Origin of the sequence: Kitasatospora sp. NPDC047058 (assembly GCF_040643935.1) — a bacterium.
Taxonomy (GTDB): domain Bacteria; phylum Actinomycetota; class Actinomycetes; order Streptomycetales; family Streptomycetaceae; genus Kitasatospora.
Genome location: NZ_JBEYVJ010000008.1, coordinates 24,464 through 44,800 on the forward strand (window position 1 = coordinate 24,464; position 20,337 = coordinate 44,800).

Annotated in this window: 2 protein-coding genes; both read right to left on the bottom strand. The window is 76.5% G+C overall.

What is annotated here, in order from left to right; all coding sequences use genetic code 11:
• Positions 1–358: 358 nt before the first annotated feature.
• On the bottom strand, positions 359–3,595 hold the full coding sequence (fabD, locus tag ABZ885_RS02245; protein WP_360182332.1) for an ACP S-malonyltransferase: 3,237 nt from the start codon (positions 3,593–3,595) through the stop codon (positions 359–361).
• On the bottom strand, positions 3,592–20,286 hold the full coding sequence (locus tag ABZ885_RS02250; RefSeq protein ID WP_360182335.1) for an amino acid adenylation domain-containing protein: 16,695 nt from the start codon (positions 20,284–20,286) through the stop codon (positions 3,592–3,594). Before ABZ885_RS02250 ends, fabD begins: the two co-directional genes overlap by 4 nt.
• Positions 20,287–20,337 lie beyond the last annotated feature (51 nt).

Below are 20,337 nucleotides of genomic sequence, written 5' to 3' on the forward strand. Positions count from 1 at the left end.
CCTGTGCGCGATACCCCCGTAGCTCGCAACTGTCACCCCTTTGTCGGGCCCGGACCTCAACCGAACACTTGGCATGGCCGCACACACCCGACTGTCGCTGACCCTACCGGGATTGACGGCCCGAAAGCAATGAAAAAGTGACTGCTCAGAACCTTGCGTGACGGAGAGTGGCCGGGACTCGTCGGCCCGGTCGGCGGAAACGGGCGCCGGAATCCTTCGAACGACGGGCTCGTACGGCCTTTCCGGCCGGACGGCCCCGCGGGCGGCACGGGGCGCCTCGGAAGCTCCCCGTGACGCCCGGCCCGTCCGCCGGCCCTCCCGGCCGCCCCCGGCCGGTCCGTCGGACCGGCCGGCGCCACTACACCACGCCCAGCAGGGCGCGCCGGCGGGAGTCCACCTCGGCGGCGGCCCCCTCCATCAGCAGCGTGGCGATCGCGTCGACCGTGCGCGCCCGCCAGGAGGCCAGCCCGGTCCCCGCGACGACCTGGTTGAAGGCGCCCATCGCGGGCCCGCAGTGGACCAGGAAGTCCACCCTCGTCCGCTCGTCGCCGGCCGCCGCGAGCCGGCGGCCGCGGGCGAAGTACGCCCGGCACAGCTCCGCCAGTTCGGCCTTCGGGTCCGCGCCGGGCAGGGCGGCCGGGACGGCCTCGCCGCCCAGGTACCGGTCGGCCACCTGCGCCCTGGTGGCGTCGTCCAGGTCGGCGGGCGAGGCGTGCCGGCGCCAGAGCTCGTACAGCCGCGACGCCCGGGCGGGGAAGAACAGCCCGCGCTTGAGGTAGCGGGCCTGCACCCCCAGCTCGAACAGCTCCCCCCACGGCGCGGTGTCCACGTCGTACTCGCGGGCCTCCTGGAGCAGGTCCTTCACCGCGGCGCTGGTGGCCGCCTCGACCGAGCACTGGTTGACCGATCCGGTCAGCACGAAGTCCGCCCCGAGCAGGAACGCCGCCGCGGCGGCCTCCGGGGTGCCGATCCCGCCCGCGCAGCCGACGTGCACCCGGGGGCCCGCCGGGGCCGCCCCGTCCCGGAGCCTGAGCACCCCGGGAAGGAGCGTCAGCAGGTCGGCGGTGCTGCTCAGCCAGCCGCCGACGGCCTCCACGCACAGGTCGTCCGCCATCGGCCGGCCGGCGGCCGCGCGGGCCTCCTCCGCGGTCACCTCGCCCGCCTCCAGCAGCCGCGCGACCAGGCGCTCCGGCGGCGGGGCCAGGAACTCGGCGGCGACGTCGGTCCGGGACACCTTGGCGATGATCCGGCCGCCCTTGAGCCGGAAGCGGACCAGCGCCGGGGTGATCAGCGGGAAGCCGGAGGCCTCCACCAGGTCGACGCCGTGCCGCAGCAGCAGGTCCACCAGCGCGGACTCCTCCTGCGGCGCGCCGTGCCGGTAGAGCAGGTTGACCCCGAAGGCCCCGCCGAGGCCGAGGTCGCCGACCAGGCCGCGCAGCTGACGGTCCACCTCCTCCGGCGTGAGCCCGCCGGTCCCCAGGAAGCCGAGCAGCCCGGCCTTGGCCGCCGCGCCCAGCATCTCCGGCCCGGAGATGCCGCCGTAGAGACCGCCGAGCAGATAGGCGTGCCGCAGCCCGTACCGCTCGCGGAAGCCCGCCGCGCCCAGCGCCTCGGCGGTGACCGCCGCCCCCGCGCCGGCCGGCACCGCGACCGGCTCCGGGGGCACGGGTGCGGACGCAACGGGTGCCGCGGCCGCAGCGGGCGCAGTCGGCGCAACGGGCGCCGGGGGCAGCGGAAGGGCCTCGGCGTTCTCCCGGATCCTGGCGACCAGCTTGGTGAGCACCCGGCCGGGCCCCAGTTCGACGAACTCGAAGTCGCCGCCGCCCATCAGCCGCCGCACGGTCTCGGTCCAGCGGACCGGGGAGGCGATCTGGGCGGTCAGCGTCGCCTTGATGCCGTCGGCGGTGTACGGCAGCGCGTCCACGTTGGCCAGGACCGGGACGGCCGGTGCCCGCAACGTGAATCCGTCCAGGAACCGGGCGAACTCCTCGGCGGTGTCCTGCATGTAGCGGGAGTGGAACGGCGCACTGACGTTGAGCCGGACGGCCCGGTGGCCGGCCGCCTGGAAGGCGGCGACCGCCTCGTCGATCCGGTCGGCGGGGCCGGAGAGCACGAACTGGTCGGGGGCGTTGTGGTTGGCCAGGTCCAGCCCGTCGGGGCCGTCGAGGCCCGCCCCGGCGAGCGTCCGGGCGACCACCGCCTCGTCGACGCCCACGACCGCCGCCATCGCGCCGCCGCCGGCCGCGGCCATCAGCTCGCCGCGCCGCTGCACCAGCCGCAGCCCGGTCTCGAAGTCGAACACGCCGGCGGCGAACAGCGCCACGTACTCGCCCAGGCTGTGGCCGACCAGGTAGTCCGCCGGGGTGTCGTCCTCCGCCAGCCGGTCCAGGTAGGACAGCGCGCTCACCACGTAGATGGCGGGCTGGGTGAATTCGGTACGGCCCAGCCGGCGGCCGGGGTCCGAAACGCACAATTCCTCGATGGAATAGCCGAGCACGCGGTCCGCGATCGCGGTCTCGGCAGGGAACCTGGCGAACAGTTCCCCGCCCATTCCCCGCTGCTGGGAGCCCTGGCCGGGGAATCCGTAGACCTTCATGCCGTGCGCCTTCCTTGCTGCCGTCGGTTTCGTCCGGGTGACTGTCGTGCGGATCCTTTCCAGCAGATCCGGGTTGTACACGAATGGACTCAGGAGCGGGAACGAGCGGGAACGCGTGGTTTCCGGCAGGTTGCCGCAGACGAAATTGTGGAGGGTGCCCGAGGGGCCGAGGTCCAGATAGAGGAAATCACCCCGGTCGCGCATCGCGGTCATGGTCCGCTCGAACTCGATGGGCCTGCGGGCCACCTGCCAGAAATGCTCCGGGGTCGGCCGCCCGACCAGCCCGCCGTCCACCGAGGAGATCCACGGAATGCGGGGTGGCGCGAATTCCACGGCGGCGAAGGCGGCCCGGCACCCGTCGGCGACGCCGTCCATCAGGCTGGAGTGGTAGGCGTACTCGACCGCGACCCGCTGGTGCAGCACGTCGGCGGCGCGCAGCGCGGACTCGGCCCGGTCGAGGAGGTCGTCCGCGCCCGCCACGACGAAGTGGCCGGGATAGTTGCGGGCGGCGACCTCGCACCCGCGCAGCTCGGGCACCCGGTCCAGCACGTCCGGCCGGTCGAGGACGGCCAGCATGCCGCCGCGCGGACCCCGGCGCAGCGCCTCCGCCTGGCGGACCAGCAACCGCAGGCACGCATCGGTCGCGATGCTGCCCGCGACCGCCGCGGCCGCGTACTCGCCGAGGCTGGCGCCGAGCACGTAGTCGGGCTCGACGCCGGCCGCCCGCAGCGTCTCCGCCAGGGCCAGCTCGATCATGACGATCGCCGGGTGGCTGAGCCGGGTGTCGGTGAACGGGTCGCTCTTCCGCCTGGCCGGGTCGAACACCCGGGCCAGCACCGACTCGCCCAACTCCTCGGCCACCACGGCGTCGTGGCGGTCCAGCGCGGCGCGGAACACCGCGTTGTCGTCGTAGAGCTCCTGGCCCATCCGGTAGTACTGGGAGCCCTGCCCGGAGAAGGCGAAGACGACGGGCAGGGTGCCCGGGAACGGTTCGGTCATCGGTAGCTGTCCCAGAACAGGCCCGCGGCGACGGGCTCGGCGGACGGGGTGGACGGGGTGGGCAGGGTGGACGGGGTGTCCTGGGCGGGCGCGGCAGGCTGGGCGGGTGCGGCAGGTGCCGCGGCTGCGGCGGCGCCCCGGATCACCGTCCTGCGGTCGAGCGGGGGCTGTGGCAGCGGGGCCCGGGTGCCGCCGTGACCCGCCGGGGCGGGAGCCAGCAGCACGTGGGTGTTGGTGCCGCCGTCCGCGAAGCAGTTGACCGCCGCGACCTCGGCCGTGGCCGGCCAGGGCCGGGCCTCCCGGGGGAAGTACAGCGGTGAGGCGTCCACGTCGAAGTGGGCCGGCGGCTGCTGTCCGGACCGGAACGGCACCTGCTCCCGGTGGTGCAGCATCAGGACCACCTTGATGAACGCGGCGATGCCCTCCGCGGCCAGCGGGTGGCCGATGTTGGGCTTCACCGCGCCGAGCGCCAGGGCGGTCGCGCGGTCCTCGCCGGAGCGGTAGACGCCCTCCACCGCCTTGAGTTCGAGCAGGTCGGTGATGTTCGCCCCGGAGCCGTTGGTCTCCACCCAGCCGATGTCGCCCGGACCGTGGCCGCTGTGCGCCAGCGCCTCGGTCATCACGCTCCGCAGCGCACGCGGGTTCGGCGTGGCCGGACCGGCCGTCCGGCCGTCGTTGTTCACCGCGATGCCGCGCAGGACGGCGAGCACCCGGTCGCCGTCCGCCTGCGCCCGGGCGAGCGGCTTCAGGACGACCACGCCCACGCCCTCACCGAGCATCAGCCCTGCCGCCCGGCGGTCGAACACGTGGAACTCCTCGCCCGGGTTGAGCAGCCCGCGCCAGCCGAAGACCTGGTAGGCCCGGTCGTCCGCGAGCAGGTTCACGCCGGCGACCACCGCCGACTCGATGTCGCCCGCCCGCAGCGCCCGGGCGGCCATGTCCATCGCCACCAGGGCGGAGGAGCAGGCGGTGTCGACGACCAGGCTCGGCCCCTGGAAGTCGAAGAACTGCGAGACGTTGGCCGCGAAGTAGTTCTGCCCGGTGACCATCGCCGGGTTCACCGACCCCTCCAGCCGGGCCGGGTCCGGGAGGTGCGCGGCCCGGCCGCCCACGTAGACGCCGATCCGGCGCCCCTTCAGCTCGGCGGGGCGGTACCCGGCGTGGTGGACGGCCTGGTCGACCTCCTCCAGCAGGAGCAGCGCCTGCGGGTCCATCGCCGCGACGTCCGCCTCGGAGAGCAGGAACGCCTCCGGGTCGAAGCGCAGGACCTCGGGCAGCAGGCCCGCGTGGTAGCCGAGCGGACGGCCGAAGCGCTGCTCGGGGATCGGCCGCAGCGCGGAGCGGCCGTTGCGCAGCAGCTCCCAGTACTCGTCGGCCGAGCCCGCGCCGGCGAACCGGCAGGAGAGGCCGACCACCGCGATGTCCCCGCTGCGGTCGGGCGCGCTCCGCGGCACGGCCGCGACGGGGGCCGCCGGGGCCGGGGCTTCGGGTGCCGCGTCGGCCTCGGGCGCCGCGTCCTGTGGTGCCGCGTCCTCCGGCGCCTCGTCCCCGGCCGCCTCCGTTCCGAAGGCGGCGAGCAGCTCCGCGCGGTGCTCCTCGGCGAGGTAGGCCGCGAACCCGTCGACCGTCGGGTACTCCAGCAGCGCCGAGGGGTCGACCATCGCGTCCAGCTCCTTGGCGACGTTCTGGGCGAGCTGGGACACCATGATCGAGTCCATGCCGAAGTCGTGCACCGGTACGTCGCCCGCGAGCTTGTCCCGGTCGAAGCCCAGGTCGGTGGCGATCCGGTCGAGCAGCCACCGGGAGACAGCGTCGACGGCCCGCAGGACCGGGTCGACGGCCGGCGCGGCCGGCACCGCCACCGGCGCGGCGAGCGGTGCCGCGGCGACGGACGACGGCTGCGGCGACGGCCGCTCCTGGGCGGCGTGCCCGCCCCGGGCCGGCGCGGACAGGGCGGCCAGCTCGGCGTCCGCCGCCGCCAGCCAGACCCGGTCGCCCTCGAAGGGGTAGCCGGGCAGTGCCACCCGGCCGGGCCGGGCACCGGGGTGCAGCGCCGCCCAGTCGACCGGCTGCCCCGCCGTCCAGGCCACGGCGTACGCGGCCGGGTCGGCGGGCGGGGCCTCGCCGGCGGCCGGCCGGCGCGGGTCGACGACGCCGGTCCAGCTGTCAGCGGGCGCGCCGCCGGCGGCGAACTCCTCCAGGCGGTCGACGAGTTCGGCGAGGTCCCGGTAGCGCACGGCCAGCCGGTGGGCCATCGCCTCGCGCCCGGTCTGCAGCGTCCAGGCCACCTGCCGGGCATCCGGCCCGCCGGTCCCGGCCCGCAGGTGGGCCGCGAGGCGGCGGGCCTGGGTGACCAGCCGGCCGGCGTCCCGCGCGGAGAGCACGGCCAGCTGCGGACCGGCCGCGGCATCACCGGCCGGGGCGGGCGCACCGACGTACTCCTGAAGGATGATGTGGGCGTTGGTGCCACCCGCGCCGAACGAGCTCACCCCGGCGGTCCGGGGCCGGACCGTCCCGTCGGCGAGGACGCGGCGCGGCCACGGCGCCCGCTCCCGCTGGACCTCGAACGGGGTCGCGGCGAAGTCGATGTTCGGGTTCAGGCGGTCGGAGTGCAGCGAGGGCACCAGCTCGCCGTGGCGGAACTGGAGCAGCACCTTGGTGATCGCGGCGATGCCCGCCGCGGACTCGGCGTGGCCGATGTTGGACTTGACCGAGCCGACGGGCAGCCGCTCGGGCAGGTCGCCCTCGAAGGCCCGCAGCATGCCGTTCACCTCGACCGGGTCGCCGAGCGCGGTACCCGTGCCGTGCGCCTCCAGGTAGTCGAGGTCTCCGGGGCGGAGCCCGGCGCGGTCCAGCGCGGACCGGACGAGGTCGCCCTGGGACTTGGGGTTCGGCACGCTGTAACCCCGGCCGGCGCCACCGTGGTTGACGGTGGAGGCCTTGACCACGGCCAGGATCCGGTCCCCGTCGGCCAGGGCGGCGTCGAGCCGCTTGAGCAGCACCGCGCCCGACCCCTCGGCGGGGACGTAGCCGGTGCCGCCGTCACCGAAGCTGCGGCAGCGGCCGTCCTCGGAGAGGAAGCCCCGCTGCGCGAGCTGGAGGAACTTCACCGGGTGGCTGGAGATGTTCACGCCGCCCGCGACCGCGACGTCGCAGTCGCCGTTGCGGATGGCCAGGCAGGCCTGGTGGACGGTCACCAGCGAGGACGAGCACATGGTGTCGAGGGCCACGCTGGGGCCGGTGAAGTCGAAGAAGTACGACACCCGGTTGGCCACCGACGCGTAGGACGAGGAGGTCGCGACGCCCGTGCCGCGCAGCGCCTCCTGGACCCCGTACAGCTGGTAGTGGCCGTACATCATGCCGACGAACACGCCCGTCCGGGAGCCGCGCAGTCGCTCGCGGGTGGTGCCGGCGTCCTCCAGCAGGTGCCAGACGGTCTCCAGGAACACCCGCAGCTGCGGGTCGGTGTGCTCGGCCTCGATCTGCGACATCTGGAAGAACAGCGGGTCGAAGCGGTCGGCGCCGCGGACGAAGCCGCCCCACTTGCCGTAGGTCTTGCCGAAGGCGGACTTGTCCGGGTCGTAGAACACGCCGTGGTCCCACCGGTCGGCCGGGATCTCCTCGACGCTGTCCCGGCCCTCGCGCAGGTTGCGCCAGAACTCCTCCACGTCGTCGGCCTGCGGGTAGCGGCCCGCGACGCCGATCACGGCGATGTCGTCACCGTGGGAGGACCGGGCCGAGGACGCCGGGACGGGCGCCGGGGCGGGCGCCGGGGCGGCCGACGCGACAGGCGCGACAGGCGCAGCCGGTGCGACCGGGCCGGCGAACGCCGCCGGGTGCGCGCCGGCCAGGTGGCCGGCCAGCTCCCGGGCCGTCACGTGCTCGAAGAAGAGGGTCTTCGACAGCGGCCCGACGTGCTCCTCCAGCCGGCTGGTCATGCTCATCGTGATCAGCGAGTCCAGGCCGTAGCGGTCGAAGGGCTCGGTGGCGATGATCTCGGCCTCGGGGAGTTTCAGTTCCTCCGCCAGCAGCCGGAGCACCAGCCGCTCGGCCCGCTGCAACACGTCCGCGTCCGTCCCCGCGCCCGTCCCCGCATCCGTGCCCGCGGGGGCCGCCCCGCCCGACGGCACGGACGCGGCGGCAGGGGCGGGCGCGGCAGCCGAGCGCGCCGCCGCCGCGGTGCCGGTGCGGCCCCGGCCCGCGTCGAGCGCGGCCGCGATCCGGGCCGGGTCGCCGGGGGCGAGCAGCAGGACCGGCGCGGTGCCGGCCAGTGCGCGCTCCAGGGCCTCCAGCGCCGGCCCGGTCCGCACCGGGCGCATCCCGAGCACGCGGTACATGTACGTCTCGGCCTCGGCGTCGACCCGCATCCCGCCGTCCGCCCAGACCGGCCAGGCGGCCGCGAGGGTACGGCCCCGGCGGGCGCCCCGCAGGCGCTGCCGCTCGCGCTGCTCGGCGAAGCGGTCGAGGAACGCGTTGGCGAAGGCGTAGTCGGTCTGGCCGATGTTGCCGAACTCCGCCGCGGCCGAGGAGAAGAGCAGGAAGTAGTCCAGCGGGTCGTCCAGGGTCGCCTCGTCGAGCAGCTCGGTCCCCCGGACCTTGGCCGCCAGCACGGCCTCGGCGTCCGCCCGCCGCTTGCCGCGCAGCAGGCCGTCCCGCAGGACGCCGGCAGCGTGGACGACGCCGCTCACCGTCCCGAAGGCGCGCCGGGCCTCGCCGGCCAGTGCCTCAACGCCCGCCGGGTCGGCGACGTCGGCCCGCACGAGGCGGGCGCCGATCGCCTCGATCCGGGCCCTGGCCTCCGGCCCCGGGGCGCTGCGCACGGCGAGCACGATCCCGCCCTCGCTCACCCCGGCGGCGTGCCGGGCGGCGGCGATGTGCTCGGCGACGTGCAGGCCGAGCGCGCCCGCGCCGCCGGTCACCAGGTGCGCCCCCGGGCCGGTGAAGGCGGACGGCCCGGCCGCGGGCAGGCCGGCCTGCCGCCAGCCCCGGCGGGCCCGGCCGGCCGCGTCGACCCGTACCTCCGTCCCCGGCCCGTGCTCGGCACGGAGTTCGGCGATGACCGCGTCGGCGAGCAGCCCGGGCGCGGCCGCCAGCACGCCGAAGGCGACCGACGGCATCTCCAGGCGGACCGAGCGGGCGAACGCCGCCATCGCGGGGTGCGCGGGCGACCCGGCGGGGTCGTGGTGCGCGAAGAGGTAGCGCAGCGCGCCGCCCCGCTCCCGCTGCCAGGCCCGGAGCAGGGCCCCGGCCGTGTGGAAGCCGTGCTCGACGGCGCCCTCGGACGCGGTCTCCGGACCGGCCAGGTGCACCACGTGGACGGGCCCGGACGGCACGGCGCGCACCGCCGCGGCCGCGTCGAAGCCGGGCGTGAGCGGGACGGGGCGGACGTCCGTGCCGACGGCCGCCAGCGCGGCCCGCACCTCGGCCGCACCGTGGCCGGCGCCGAGCAGGAGCACGGTGCCGTCGAGCGGGCCGCCGTCCGCCGGGAGTGCGGCCGGCTGCCAGACGGGCTCGAACGCGGCCACCGGCTCCGGCCCGGCCACGGCCCGCAGCGTGAAGGCCTCGATCCGGGCGACCACCTCGCCGGCCGGGCCGAGCAGGGCGACGTCGAAGCCGGACGCCCCCGCCGGGGCGGGCCGCCGCGACGGCGTGGCGTACGCGTGCACCCGCTCCGGCAGCGCGGCGTACAGCCGCACCGAGCCCACGGAGAACGGCAGGTGGGCCGCCGGTCCCCCGGGCCCGTCCGCGGAGGCCCGGAGCCGGCCGGCCACCTGGAGGGCGGCGTCGAGCAGCGACGGGTGGAAGACGTACGCGTCGGCGTCGGCCCGGACCGCCTCGGGGAGCCGCAGCGCCGCCAGCGCGACCTGCGGGCCCTCGGCGATCTCCTCGATCACCCGGAAGCCCGGCCCGTAGGCGAAGCCCACCCCGACGAAGTCCTGGTAGCAGCTCTCCCCGCTGCGGACCCGCGGGCAGCGGGCCCGGACGGCGTCCAGGTCGACGTCGGCGGGCCGGTCGCCGGGCTCGCCGAACACCAGGGTGCCGCCGGCGTGCACCGGTGCCCCCTCCGTGCCGCCGCGCACCTCGAAGGTGGCCCCGGAGCGGTCACCGGTCACCGAAACGACCAGCGGGTGGCCGTCGGCGCCGGCCGGGAGGCGGACCGGGGCCGCCCAGACCAGGTCGTCCACGCGGCGGACCGGGGCGCCGGCGGCGAGCTCGCCGGCCAGCCGGCCCATCTCCAGGTAGGCGACGCCGGGGAGCACCCGCTCGCCGCCGATGACGTGGTCGCGCAGGAAGTACTCGTCGCCGGTGAGCGTCTTGGTGAACTTCCGCCCGCCGGAGCCGGGGACCTCGGCGTCCAGCAGCGTCCGGTGCAGCGGCGTCCGGTGCGGCGCCGGCGCGGGCCGCCGGGCCGCCGCCGGGCCGGGGGCGACCCAGTGCCGGGGGCCGGCGAACGGGTAGGCGGGCAGGTGCACGCGCCGGCGGTCGGCGCCCCGGTGCAGCGCCTGCCAGTCGGTCCCGGCGCCGCGGAGCCACGCGTCGGCGAGGGCGTCCGGGCCGTCGGTGGCGGCCGCCGCGGCGACGGCCGGGGTGCCCTCGGTCCGGGCGGTGCGGACGGCCGAGGGCCGGCCGGCGGCGTACGCGGCGAGCTCGGCGCGCAGCACGGCGGTGCCGGTCGCGACCAGCGCGAGCCGGTGGCTCATCGGCTCGCGGCCCACCTGGAGGGTGTACGCGAGGTCCGCGGGCGGCACGTCCTGCCGTTCCAGGTGCTCGGCGAGCCGCTGCGCGGAGCTCCGCAGGGCCTGCTCGTCGCGGGCCGAGAGCACGAACAGCTGCTCGCCGTCGGGCTGTTCGTCACGGGTGTCGGCCATGGCGGGTTCCTCCAGCACGATGTGCGCGTTGGCCCCGCCGAAGCCGAAGGAGCTGACGCCGCCGCGGCGCGGGAGTACCCGTCCGGCGGCGTCGGTCGGCCGGAGCCAGGGCCGGGCGGTGGCGGCCACCTCGAACGGGCCGCCGTCGAGCTCCAGGTAGGGGTTCTGCTCGCGGAAGTGCAGGCTGGCCGGGATGGTGCCGTGCCGCAGCGCGAGGACGACCTTGAACAGCCCGGCGATGCCGGCGGCCGCCTCCAGGTGGCCGATGTTGGTCTTCACCGAGCCGATGGCGCAGGCCGTGGCCGCCGCGTCCTCCCCGCGCTCGGCGCGCAGCCGGCGGAAGGCGGCGCTCAGGCCGACCGTCTCGATCGGGTCGCCGAGGGCCGTGCCGGTGCCGTGCGCCTCGATGTAGCCGACGGTGGAGAGCGGGACGTCGGCCGCCCGGTAGGCCTCGGCCAGCAGGTCGGCCTGGGCGTCGGGGTTGGGTGCGGTGAGCGAGGTGGTCCGGCCGCCGTGGTTGAGCGCGACCGCCTTGATCACCGCGTGGACGGCGTCGCCGTCGCGCACGGCCCGGTCGTTCGGCTTGAGCAGGACGACTCCCGCGCCCTCGCCCCGGACGTAGCCGTCGGCCCGGCTGTCGAAGGCCTTGCAGCGGCCGTCCGGGCTCAGCATCCGGCCCTGGCTCAGCGCCTCGTACACGCCGGGCGAGAGGATCAGGCTGACGCCGCCGGCGATGGCCAGTTCGCAGGTGCCGTCGCGGAGCGCGGCGCAAGCCTGCTGGACGGCGGTGAGCGAACCGGAGCACGCCGTGTCGACGGCCATGCTCGGGCCGCGCAGGTCCAGCAGGTAGGAGACCCGGTTGGGGACGATCGAGAGGGCGGCGCCGGTGAGGGTGTGCCCCTCCGTGCCACGCCCGGCGGCCCGCTGCACCTCCAGGTAGTCGGAGTTGGTGACGCCGACGAACACGCCCACGCGCTTCCCGGCCAGGTCGGAGGGCCGGTAGCCGGCGTCCTCGACGGCGGACCAGACGACCTCCAGCATCAGCCGCTGCTGGGGGTCCATGAGCTCGGCCTCGCGCGGGGAGATCCCGAAGAAGGCGGCGTCGAAGCGGTCGGTCCCGGGGGCGAAGCCGCCCCGGTGGGGGCGGGCCCCGGGCTGGTCGCGCCAGTCCCACCGGTCGGCGGGGACCTCGCCGACCAGGTCGTCGCCGGCGGCGAGGTGGTCCCAGAACTCCCGCAGGTCGGCGGAGCCGGGGAGGCGGCCGGCCATGCCGATGACGGCGATGTCGCCGCCGCGCGCGGCCGGGGCCGCCCCGGGCGCCGTGCCCTGGTCCCCGGCCGCTGCGGCAACCGCGAGGGGCGTGGCGGTGGCGGCGGCGGTGCCGTACCGCGCGGCCAGCTCGGCCGGGTGCTCCTCCCAGAGGTGCCGGGCCAGCGCGTGCAGGGTGCCCCGGCGGTAGAACAGCGTCGGGTAGACGGAGATGCCGTACGCCTTGCGCAGCTCGGTGCTGAGCGCGGTGAAGCCCACCGAGTTCATGCCCGCCTCGCCGAGCGGGGTGTGCGCCCCGATGGACCCGGCCGGCTGCCCGGTCAGGCGGGCCACCATGCCGGCCAGGTCGGCGACCAGCGCCTCCTCGCGGCCCGCCGGGGCGGCGGTGTGCAGGGCCCCGTCCGGCTGCGGCGGGGCCCCGTCCGACTGCGATCGGGCGCCGACGCCGAAGCGGGCCCGGACCTCGGCCAGCGGCAGGGTGGCCAGCATGGAGCGGTCCACCTTCTCGTTGAGCGTGCGCGGGAACCCGCTCACCCGGACCAGCGCGTCCGGCACCATGTGGTCCGGCAGCCAGGCGCCCAGCTGCGTCCGGGTCGGTTCGGCGGCGCCGTCGGCGAGCACGTAGCAGGCCAGCAGGGTGTGCGAGCCGGCCGCCTGGCCGCGCGCCACCACTACCGCCTCGCGGACGCCGTCGAGGCCGCGCAGGGTCTCCTCGATCTCCTCCAGCTCCACCCGGAAGCCGCGGACCTTGACCTGCGAGTCCATCCGCCCGAGGTACTCGGTCCGGCCGTCGGGCAGCCGGCGTACCAGGTCGCCGGTGCGGTAGACGCGCGCCGCCGGGTCCGGGTCGAAGGGGTCGGGCAGGAAGCGCTCGGCGGTCAGTTCGGGCCGGCCGAGGTAGCCGTCGGCCACGCCGTCGCCGCCGATGTACAGCTCCCCGGCCACTCCGCCGGGGACCGGCCGGCCGGAGCCGTCCAGCACGTGGAAGCGGGTGTTCGCGATCGGGGTGCCGATGGTGACGCGCTCGCCCGCGCGCAGCCGGCTCGCCGCGGACCAGATGGTGGTCTCGGTGGGCCCGTAGAGGTTCCACACCGCACGGCTGCGGGCGATCAGGGCCTGCGCCGTGTCTCCGGGCAGGGCCTCGCCGCCGCACAGCACGGTGAGGGCCGGGTCGCCCTCCCACCCGGCGGCCAGCAGCATGGTCCAGGTGGACGGGGTCGCCTGGACGACGGTGGCGCCGCTGCTCTCCAGGGTCTCCCGCAGGCGCAGGCCGTCCCGGGCGTCCTCGGTCGGCACGATCTCCACGGTGCCGCCGGTGATCAGCGGCAGGTACAGCTCCAGGCCGGAGATGTCGAAGCAGACCGTGGTGAGGGCCAGCAGCGTGTCGCGCGGCCCGAACCCGGGCTCGCGCGCCATCGACCAGAGCAGGTTGGTGAGCGCGCGGTGCGGCACGGCCACGCCCTTGGGGCGGCCGGTCGACCCGGAGGTGTAGATGACGTAGGCCGGGTCGGCGGGCGTGGCGGGGCCCGGCGAGGGGAGCGCGGGCGGCTGCCGGTCGGTGTCGACGCAGAGCCGCGGCACCGCCGCGTACCCGCTGTCGACCCCGGAGTGGGTGAGGATCAGGTGGAGCCCGGCGTCCTCGGCCATGTAGGCGAGCCGCTGCTGCGGGTAGGCGGGGTCGAGCGGCACGTAGGCGCCGCCCGCGGCCTGGACGGCGAGCAGGGCGGCCGGCAGGTCGGCGTCGCGCGGGAGCAGCACGCCGACGGTCCGCCCGCGGCCGACGCCGGCGGCGGTGAGCCGGGCCGCCAGGGCCTCCACCCGCCCGGCGAGCCGGCGGTACGTCAGCTCGGTGCCCCGGTGGCGGACGGCGACCGCGTCGGGCCGGGCCTCGGCCTGGCGGCGCACCAGCTCCCAGACCAGGGTGTCGGCCGGGTAGTCGGCGGCGGGTCCGGCGAGCTGCGCGTGCTCGTCGCCGGTCAGCAGGTCCAGGTCGTCGACCTTGGCGGCGGGCGCGTCGACGGCCGCGGCGAGCAGGGTGGCGAAGTGGGTGCCGAGGCGCTCGACCGTCTCCCGGTCGAAGAGGTCCGGGTCGTACTTCAGCGTGTAGCGGCACCCGTCGGCCTGCTCGACCACCTCCAGGGTCAGGTCGAACTCGCCCTCCTGGTGGACGCCCTCGACCGGCCCGAGCACCACGCCGTCGCCGTCGTGCCGGGCGTCCCGGGTCCAGTTCTGGAAGTAGAAGGCGACGTTGAAGTCGAGGGCGGCCTGCGGGTCCTCCCGCCGCAGCTCCTCGACGAGGCTGATCAGCGGGTAGGTGCTGTGGTCCAGCGCCTCCATGACCGTGCGGTGCAGCCGGCGCACGAGGCCGCGGAACTCCTCCTGGCCGTCGACCCGTTCGGCCAGCACCACCATGTTCATGAAGTAGCCGAGCACGTCGTCGTAGCCGGACGGCGGACGGCTCATGGTCGGGGTGCCGACGGCGACGTCCTCCTGGTCGCCGTAGCGCTGGAGCAGCGCGAACCAGGCGGCGAGCACCACGCAGAACAGCGAGCTCTGCTGGGCGGCGGCGAGCGCGCGGGCGCGGTCGGCGACCGCCGCCGGGATGTGCCCGTCGATGCTCGCCCCGTGGAAGCCCGGGACGTCCGGCCGGGGCCGGTCGAGGGGCAGCGGGACGGTGGTCGTCCGCCCGGCGAGCCGCTCGGTCCAGTAGGCGAGCTGGCGCCTGCCTTCGGCGCCGGTGAGCAGCTCGCGCTGCCAGTCGGTGAAGTCGGCGTAGCTGCGGGCGGGCCGCGCGCCCGGCAGCGGGGCGCCGGTGACGGCCGCGCGGTAGCCGCGTTCGAGCTCCGCCAGCAGCAGTGCGATGGAGACCCCGTCGAAGACCAGGTGGTGGAAGGCCAGCAGCAGGGCGTTGCGGCCGTCGCCGAGCGTGTACAGCGTGGCCCGCACCAGCGGGCCGGCGGCGAGGTCGAAGGGGCGGCGCAGGTCGGCGGCCATCCGGTCGCGCAGGTCGGCCTCGGCCACGGTGGTGAGGAACACCTGGTGGAACGGGAGTTCCGGCTCCGCCGCGATGTGGACGGCCGGGCCGTCCTCGCCGGTCCGGACGGTGGCGCGCAGCGCGTCGTGCCGGTCGAGGAGGTCCTGGAGGACGACGCGCAGGGCGAGCACGTCGAGGCCGGGGGCCAGCCAGAGGGCGAGCGGGAGGTTGTAGGCGTAGGTGCCGGGCGCGATCTGCTCGATCACCCAGAGCGCGCGCTGGCCCTCGGAGAGCCGGTGGGTGCCCTGTTCCAGGTCGCGCCGGGGCCGCAGGACCACTGCGGCGGCGGCCGCGGCAGCGGCGGGTACGGGGGCCGCGGGGACCGGCGCGGCGGACACGGTCGTCGCGACGGGGACGGGGACGGGCGCGGGGACGGGCGCGGCGGCGACGACGGCGTCGGCGAGCCAGTTCTCGGTCAGGTGGGCGGTCAGCTCCCGCAGCGTCGGCCGTTCGAAGAAGTCGCCGAGCGGCACGGAGACGCCGAACGCCTCGTCCACGGCGGAGACGATCTTCATGCCGCTGAGCGAGTCGAAGCCGTAGTCGGCCAGCAGTCGGTCGGGGTCGATCCGCTCGTCCAGCTTGAGGACCCGCTCCACCAGCTCGCGCAGGCGCTCGCCGACGGTGTCGGCGGCGCTCGCCGCGGCCGGGGCCGCCGGGGGCGCGGCGGCGGGTACGGCCGCGGGCGGCACGGCGGGCGCGGCGGGCGCGGCGGCGAGCAGCACGCCGTCGCTCTCCGCGACCAGCACCGTCTGGCCCAGGCCGCCGTCCTCCGCCCCGAGCGCCCGGACCGGGCCGTAGCCCTCCTCGCGCAGGATCCGCGTCCAGCCCTCGGGCGAGGCGAGCGGGGAGTCGGGCAGCCGCAGCCCGCCGTCCTCGAACGCCCACCAGCCCTCCAGGACGCCGCCGCCGATGGTGAGCAGCGGCCGGACGGAGGTCAGCTCGTTGAGCACCAGCCAGCCGCCCGGCTTGAGCAGGGCCTTGGCCTTGCGCAGGGTGCCGCGCAGGTTCCTGGTCGCGTGCACCACGTTGGTGGCCACCACCAGGTCGGCGCAGGCGTGCTCGAAGCCCTGCTCGGCGAGCGGGCGGTCCAGGTTGAGCACCTGGAAGCGGGTGAACGGGTAGCTCGCGGCGAAGCGCTCGCGGCCGTGTTCCAGGAAGCGGGGCGAGATGTCGGTGAAGGTGTAGCCGACCCGGTCCGGGTGCCCGGCCAGGACCGGCAGCACGCGCTCGCTGGTGGCGCCCGTGCCGGCGCCCAGCTCGACCACCCGGATCGCTTCACCGTCCGGCAGGTGCGGCAGCCGGGCGTCCAGGAAGCACCGGACGGTGTCGCGGACCAGGAGGTTGAAGGAGTCGGTGAGCGGGTTGCCCTTGTAGAAGTTCTGGACGAGCTTCATCGAGGAGCCCGGGAACATGATCTCCGTGGCGCCGACCTCGCCGCGCAGGATCTGCGGATAGCTCTGCAGGAACAGCCGGTTGAGGGTGACGGTCGCCTCGATGTCCGGGTACGCCGCGGCGATCCGGTCGAACTCCGCCTCCCAGTGCCCGGCCGACGCGGCCTGGTCGACGCCGTCGACCGGCGCGGTGGTGGTGATCCGGTCACCGTCGCGGGTGAGGTAGCCGGCCGCGGTCAGGATGTTGAGCAGCGCCTCGTGCAGGCGCCGGAACCGGTCGAGGACGCCGATCCGGCGGCGCAGCTCCTCGGCGTGGTGCCGCTCGCCGGAGCGCCGGAACACGCCCATCCGCTGGAAGACGCCGAGCAGCACCGGGGCGGAGACCGCCTCCAGCTCCTCGTAGCCGGCCACCACCCGGGCCGCGGCCGGGGCGGTGGCCGTCCCGGCGAGCAGCCGCGGCGCGGCGGCGGCCAGCCCGGCCGGGTGGCCGCCGGGCAGTGCCTCGCCGTCGAACGCCGGGTCGTGGCCCATGGCCTCCAGGGCCCGGCGGCCGGCGCGGATCGGCAGCACCTGCGGCAGCCGGCTGCCGAGGATGCGCCGGACGGCGGCGATGCCCTCGGCGACGCTGAAGCCCTCGATGCCGAGGCCGTCGAAGATCTCCTCCAGGCCGGGCACCGCACCGGAGCCGACCCGGCCCCAGTACCCCTGGTTGATCACGGTGACCGGGAACGGCAGCCGCTCGCGGAGGAACAGCGCGTAGGCGTCCTCGGTGGCCGAGGCACAGATGTAGGCGCCGTTGCCGGCGAAGTTGCCGAAGGAGCCGGCCGAGGAGAAGTAGACCAGGAAGTCCAGCGGCTGGTCGGCGACGGCGGCGGCCAGCGCGACGGCCCCCTCGGTCTTGACCCGGGTGGCGGCGGTGAACGCGGCCTCGTCGAGCTCGGCGAGCGGGTGGTTGTCGAACACCATGGCCGCGTGCACCACGCCGTGCAGGGCGCCGAACCGCCGGCGGGCCTCGGCCACGGCGGCGGCGAGGTCCTCGGCGGAGCAGGCGTCGCCCGGCACGTGGACGACGTCGCCGCCGCACTCCCGGATCGCGGCCATCGCGGCGTGCTGCTCGGCCCCCGGCCCGCTGCGGCTGAACCAGACCAGCCGGGCCCGGTGCCGGCGGGCGAGGTGCAGGCTCAGCTCGCGGCCGATGCCGCCGGTGCCGCCGACCAGCAGGTAGACACCGCCGTCGCGGAAGACCGGGCCGTCGGCCTCCGGCAGGTCGACCCGGCCGAGCCGGCGGACGTAGCGGACGCCGGCCCGCAGGGCCACGGTCCGGTCCCGGCCGGTGCCGGGCTCGGCCAGGACGGCGTCGGCCAGGGCCCGGACGGCGTCCTCGCCGCCGGCCTCGGCGTGGACCTCGGCGGAGGCGAAGTCGAGCGAGGCCACCCGGAGTCCGGGGCGCTCCTTCGACACCACCTGGAGCAGGCCGTGCAGGCCCGCGGCCAGCGGGTTCGTCACGCTGCTGCCCGCCGCGCCGAAGACGTCGCTGGTGACCACGACGACCCGGGCGGCCCGGGTGGAGCGGACCAGGTGGAAGAGGGACAGCGAGCCGTCGCGGGTCTGCTCGCAGACCTGGCCGAGGCCGACGCCCTCGGAGATCCGGCCGCCCACCCCGCCCAGGTGCACGACGAGGTCGGCGTCGGCGGCGCGGGCCTGCCACGCCTCGACGGGCTCCCGGTCGATCCGCACGACCTCCGCCCGGGGGCCCGGGTGGCGGGCCGCGACCGCCTCGGCGAGCCACCGTGAGGCGGCGGTCGCCAGCACGACGACGCGCTCCGCCCGGGGCGCGGGGCCGGGGGCCGGCTCCTGGGCGCGCACCCAGAGCGGGTGGTAGAAGTCCGGCACCGCCTCGGCGGGCACCCCGGCGGGCACCCCGGCGCTCTCCGGCACGGGCCGGGCGGCCGCCGGCGGCGGCTCGGGGATCCAGTACCGGTTGCGGGCGAACGGGTAGCCGGGCAGCCGGACGCGGCGGGCCTCCGGGGGCGTCACCCGGCTCCAGTCGATCCGGGCGCCGGCCACCCAGTGCCCGGCCACCGCGGCCAGGTCACGCCGGGTCAGCGCCTGCTCCAGCGCCTCCGCCCCGCTCCCGGCCAGGTCGCCGCGGACGCGGGCGGCCCGCCCGGTGCGGACCCGCGGGTCGCCGTCACCGGCGGCGTACCGCTCCAGCAGCCCGGCCGCCCCGTCCGCCGAATCCGCTGCCAGGGCGAGCCGGAACTCGTACGCGGTCCGGCCGGCCTGGAGCGTGTGGGCGACGTCGGCGAGGCGCAGCGGCTCCCGCCCGGTGTCCGCGGTGCCGGCGGTGCCCGGACCGGCGGACGGCCGCGCGGCCGCCTCGACCGCCCGGACGACGTCGTCGACGGTGCGCGCCGTGGCGACGGCGGCGGGCGGCTCGCCGCCCAGCCCGTCCGTCAGCAGCGCGTGGAAGCGGGCGCGTTCGACGACGCCGAAGCCGTACTCCGCGAGGTCCGTGCCCGGGTCGAGGAGCTCCGGCCCGACCCCGGCGGTCTCGGCGGCCGCCCGCAGGCAGCGCTCCCGGAGGCCGGCGGCCGCGTCGCCGGCCGGGGCCGGCCCGGCCGGGGCGGCGGCCCGCCGGAGGTGGGCGGCGAGGTCGGCGGCGTAGGCGCGCAGCCGCTCCTCGCTCTTGGCGGAGAGGACGAGCAGCTGGTCGCCGGGCGCCACGGGCCGCGCCGGGGCGGCCTCGCGGTACTCCTCCACGACGACGCAGGCGTTGGCCCCGCCGCCGCCGAAGGAGTTGACGACGGCGCGCAGCGGCAGCCGGCCGGCGTCGTCCTGCACGCCGGTCCAGGGCCCGAGGGTCTGGTGCACCGTGAAGGGCGTGGTGCCGAAGTCGATGTCCGGGTTGCGCTCGGCCGCGTTCAGGGAGGGCGCCAGCATCCCGTGCCGGAACTGGAGCAGCACCTTGGTCAGGCCGACGACGCCGGCCGCCGACTCCAGGTGGCCGATGTTGGACTTCACCGAGCCGACGGCGACGGCGGGCCGCCCGGCCCGCTGCTCCGGCGTGATCCGGCCGCCGAAGGCCTCGGTCAGGCCGGCGATCTCGATCGGGTCGCCGAGCGGCGTGCCGGTGCCGTGCGCCTCCACGTAGCCGATGGTCTCCGGTGCGACGCCGGCCCGGCGCAGGGCCGCGCGGACCACCTCGGTCTGCGCGGCCGCGCTCGGCACCGTGTACCCGCCGGTCTTGCCGCCCGCGTTGACGGCCGAGCCGCGGATCACCCCGAGGATGCGGTCCCCGTCGGCGACCGCCGCCTCCAGCGGGCGGAGCAGCACGGCGCCCACGCCCTCGCCGTCGACGAAGCCGTCGGCGCCCGCGCCGAAGCTCTTCAGCCGGTCGCCGTGCGAGATCATCCCGCGGTCCGCGAGCATGCGCAGGTGCATGGGGTGCAGGATCAGGTTGACGCCGCCGGCGATCGCGGCGTGGCACTCGCCCGATCTGATGCTCTCGCAGGCCAGGTGCACGGCGGTGAGCGAGGCGGAGCAGGCGGTGTCCACCGCCAGGCTCGGGCCGGTGAAGTCGAAGGTGTAGGAGACCCGGTTCGCGATCGACCAGTGGTTGGAGTGGGCGTCCGTGCGGACCCCGCGTGCGGTGGCCTCGCCGCCCATCCACTCGTAGTTGTTGTTCATCACGCCGGCGAACACCCCGACCGGCCCCCGCGCGGCGAGCTCGGCCGCCGGGATGCCCGCGTCGTCGAGGACGGCGGCCGCGGTCTGCAGGAACAGCCGCTCCTGCGGGTCCATGGCCTCGGCGTCGGCGGGCGAGATCTGGAAGAAGAGCGGGTCGAACCGGTCGACGTCGTCGACGAATCCGGCCCACTTGCTGTAACCGCCGTGCGTCCCGTGCGGATCGTGGTGCGCGTCGGCGTCCCAGCGGTCGGCCGGCACCTCCCGGATGCAGTGCCGGCCGGCCGCCAGGTTGTCCCACAGCTCGTCGACCGTCCCCGCCAGCGGGTACCGGCCGGCGACACCGACGACGGCCACGCCGGCGCTCCCCGGGGCCGGAGCCGGAGCGGGGGCGGCGGCCCGGCTCAGCAGGCTCAGCAGCAGCTTTCGCTTGTCGTCCACGGTTCTCTCTCTCACAGGTCATCGGTGCGGCCGCTGCGGGCCGGGGCGTAC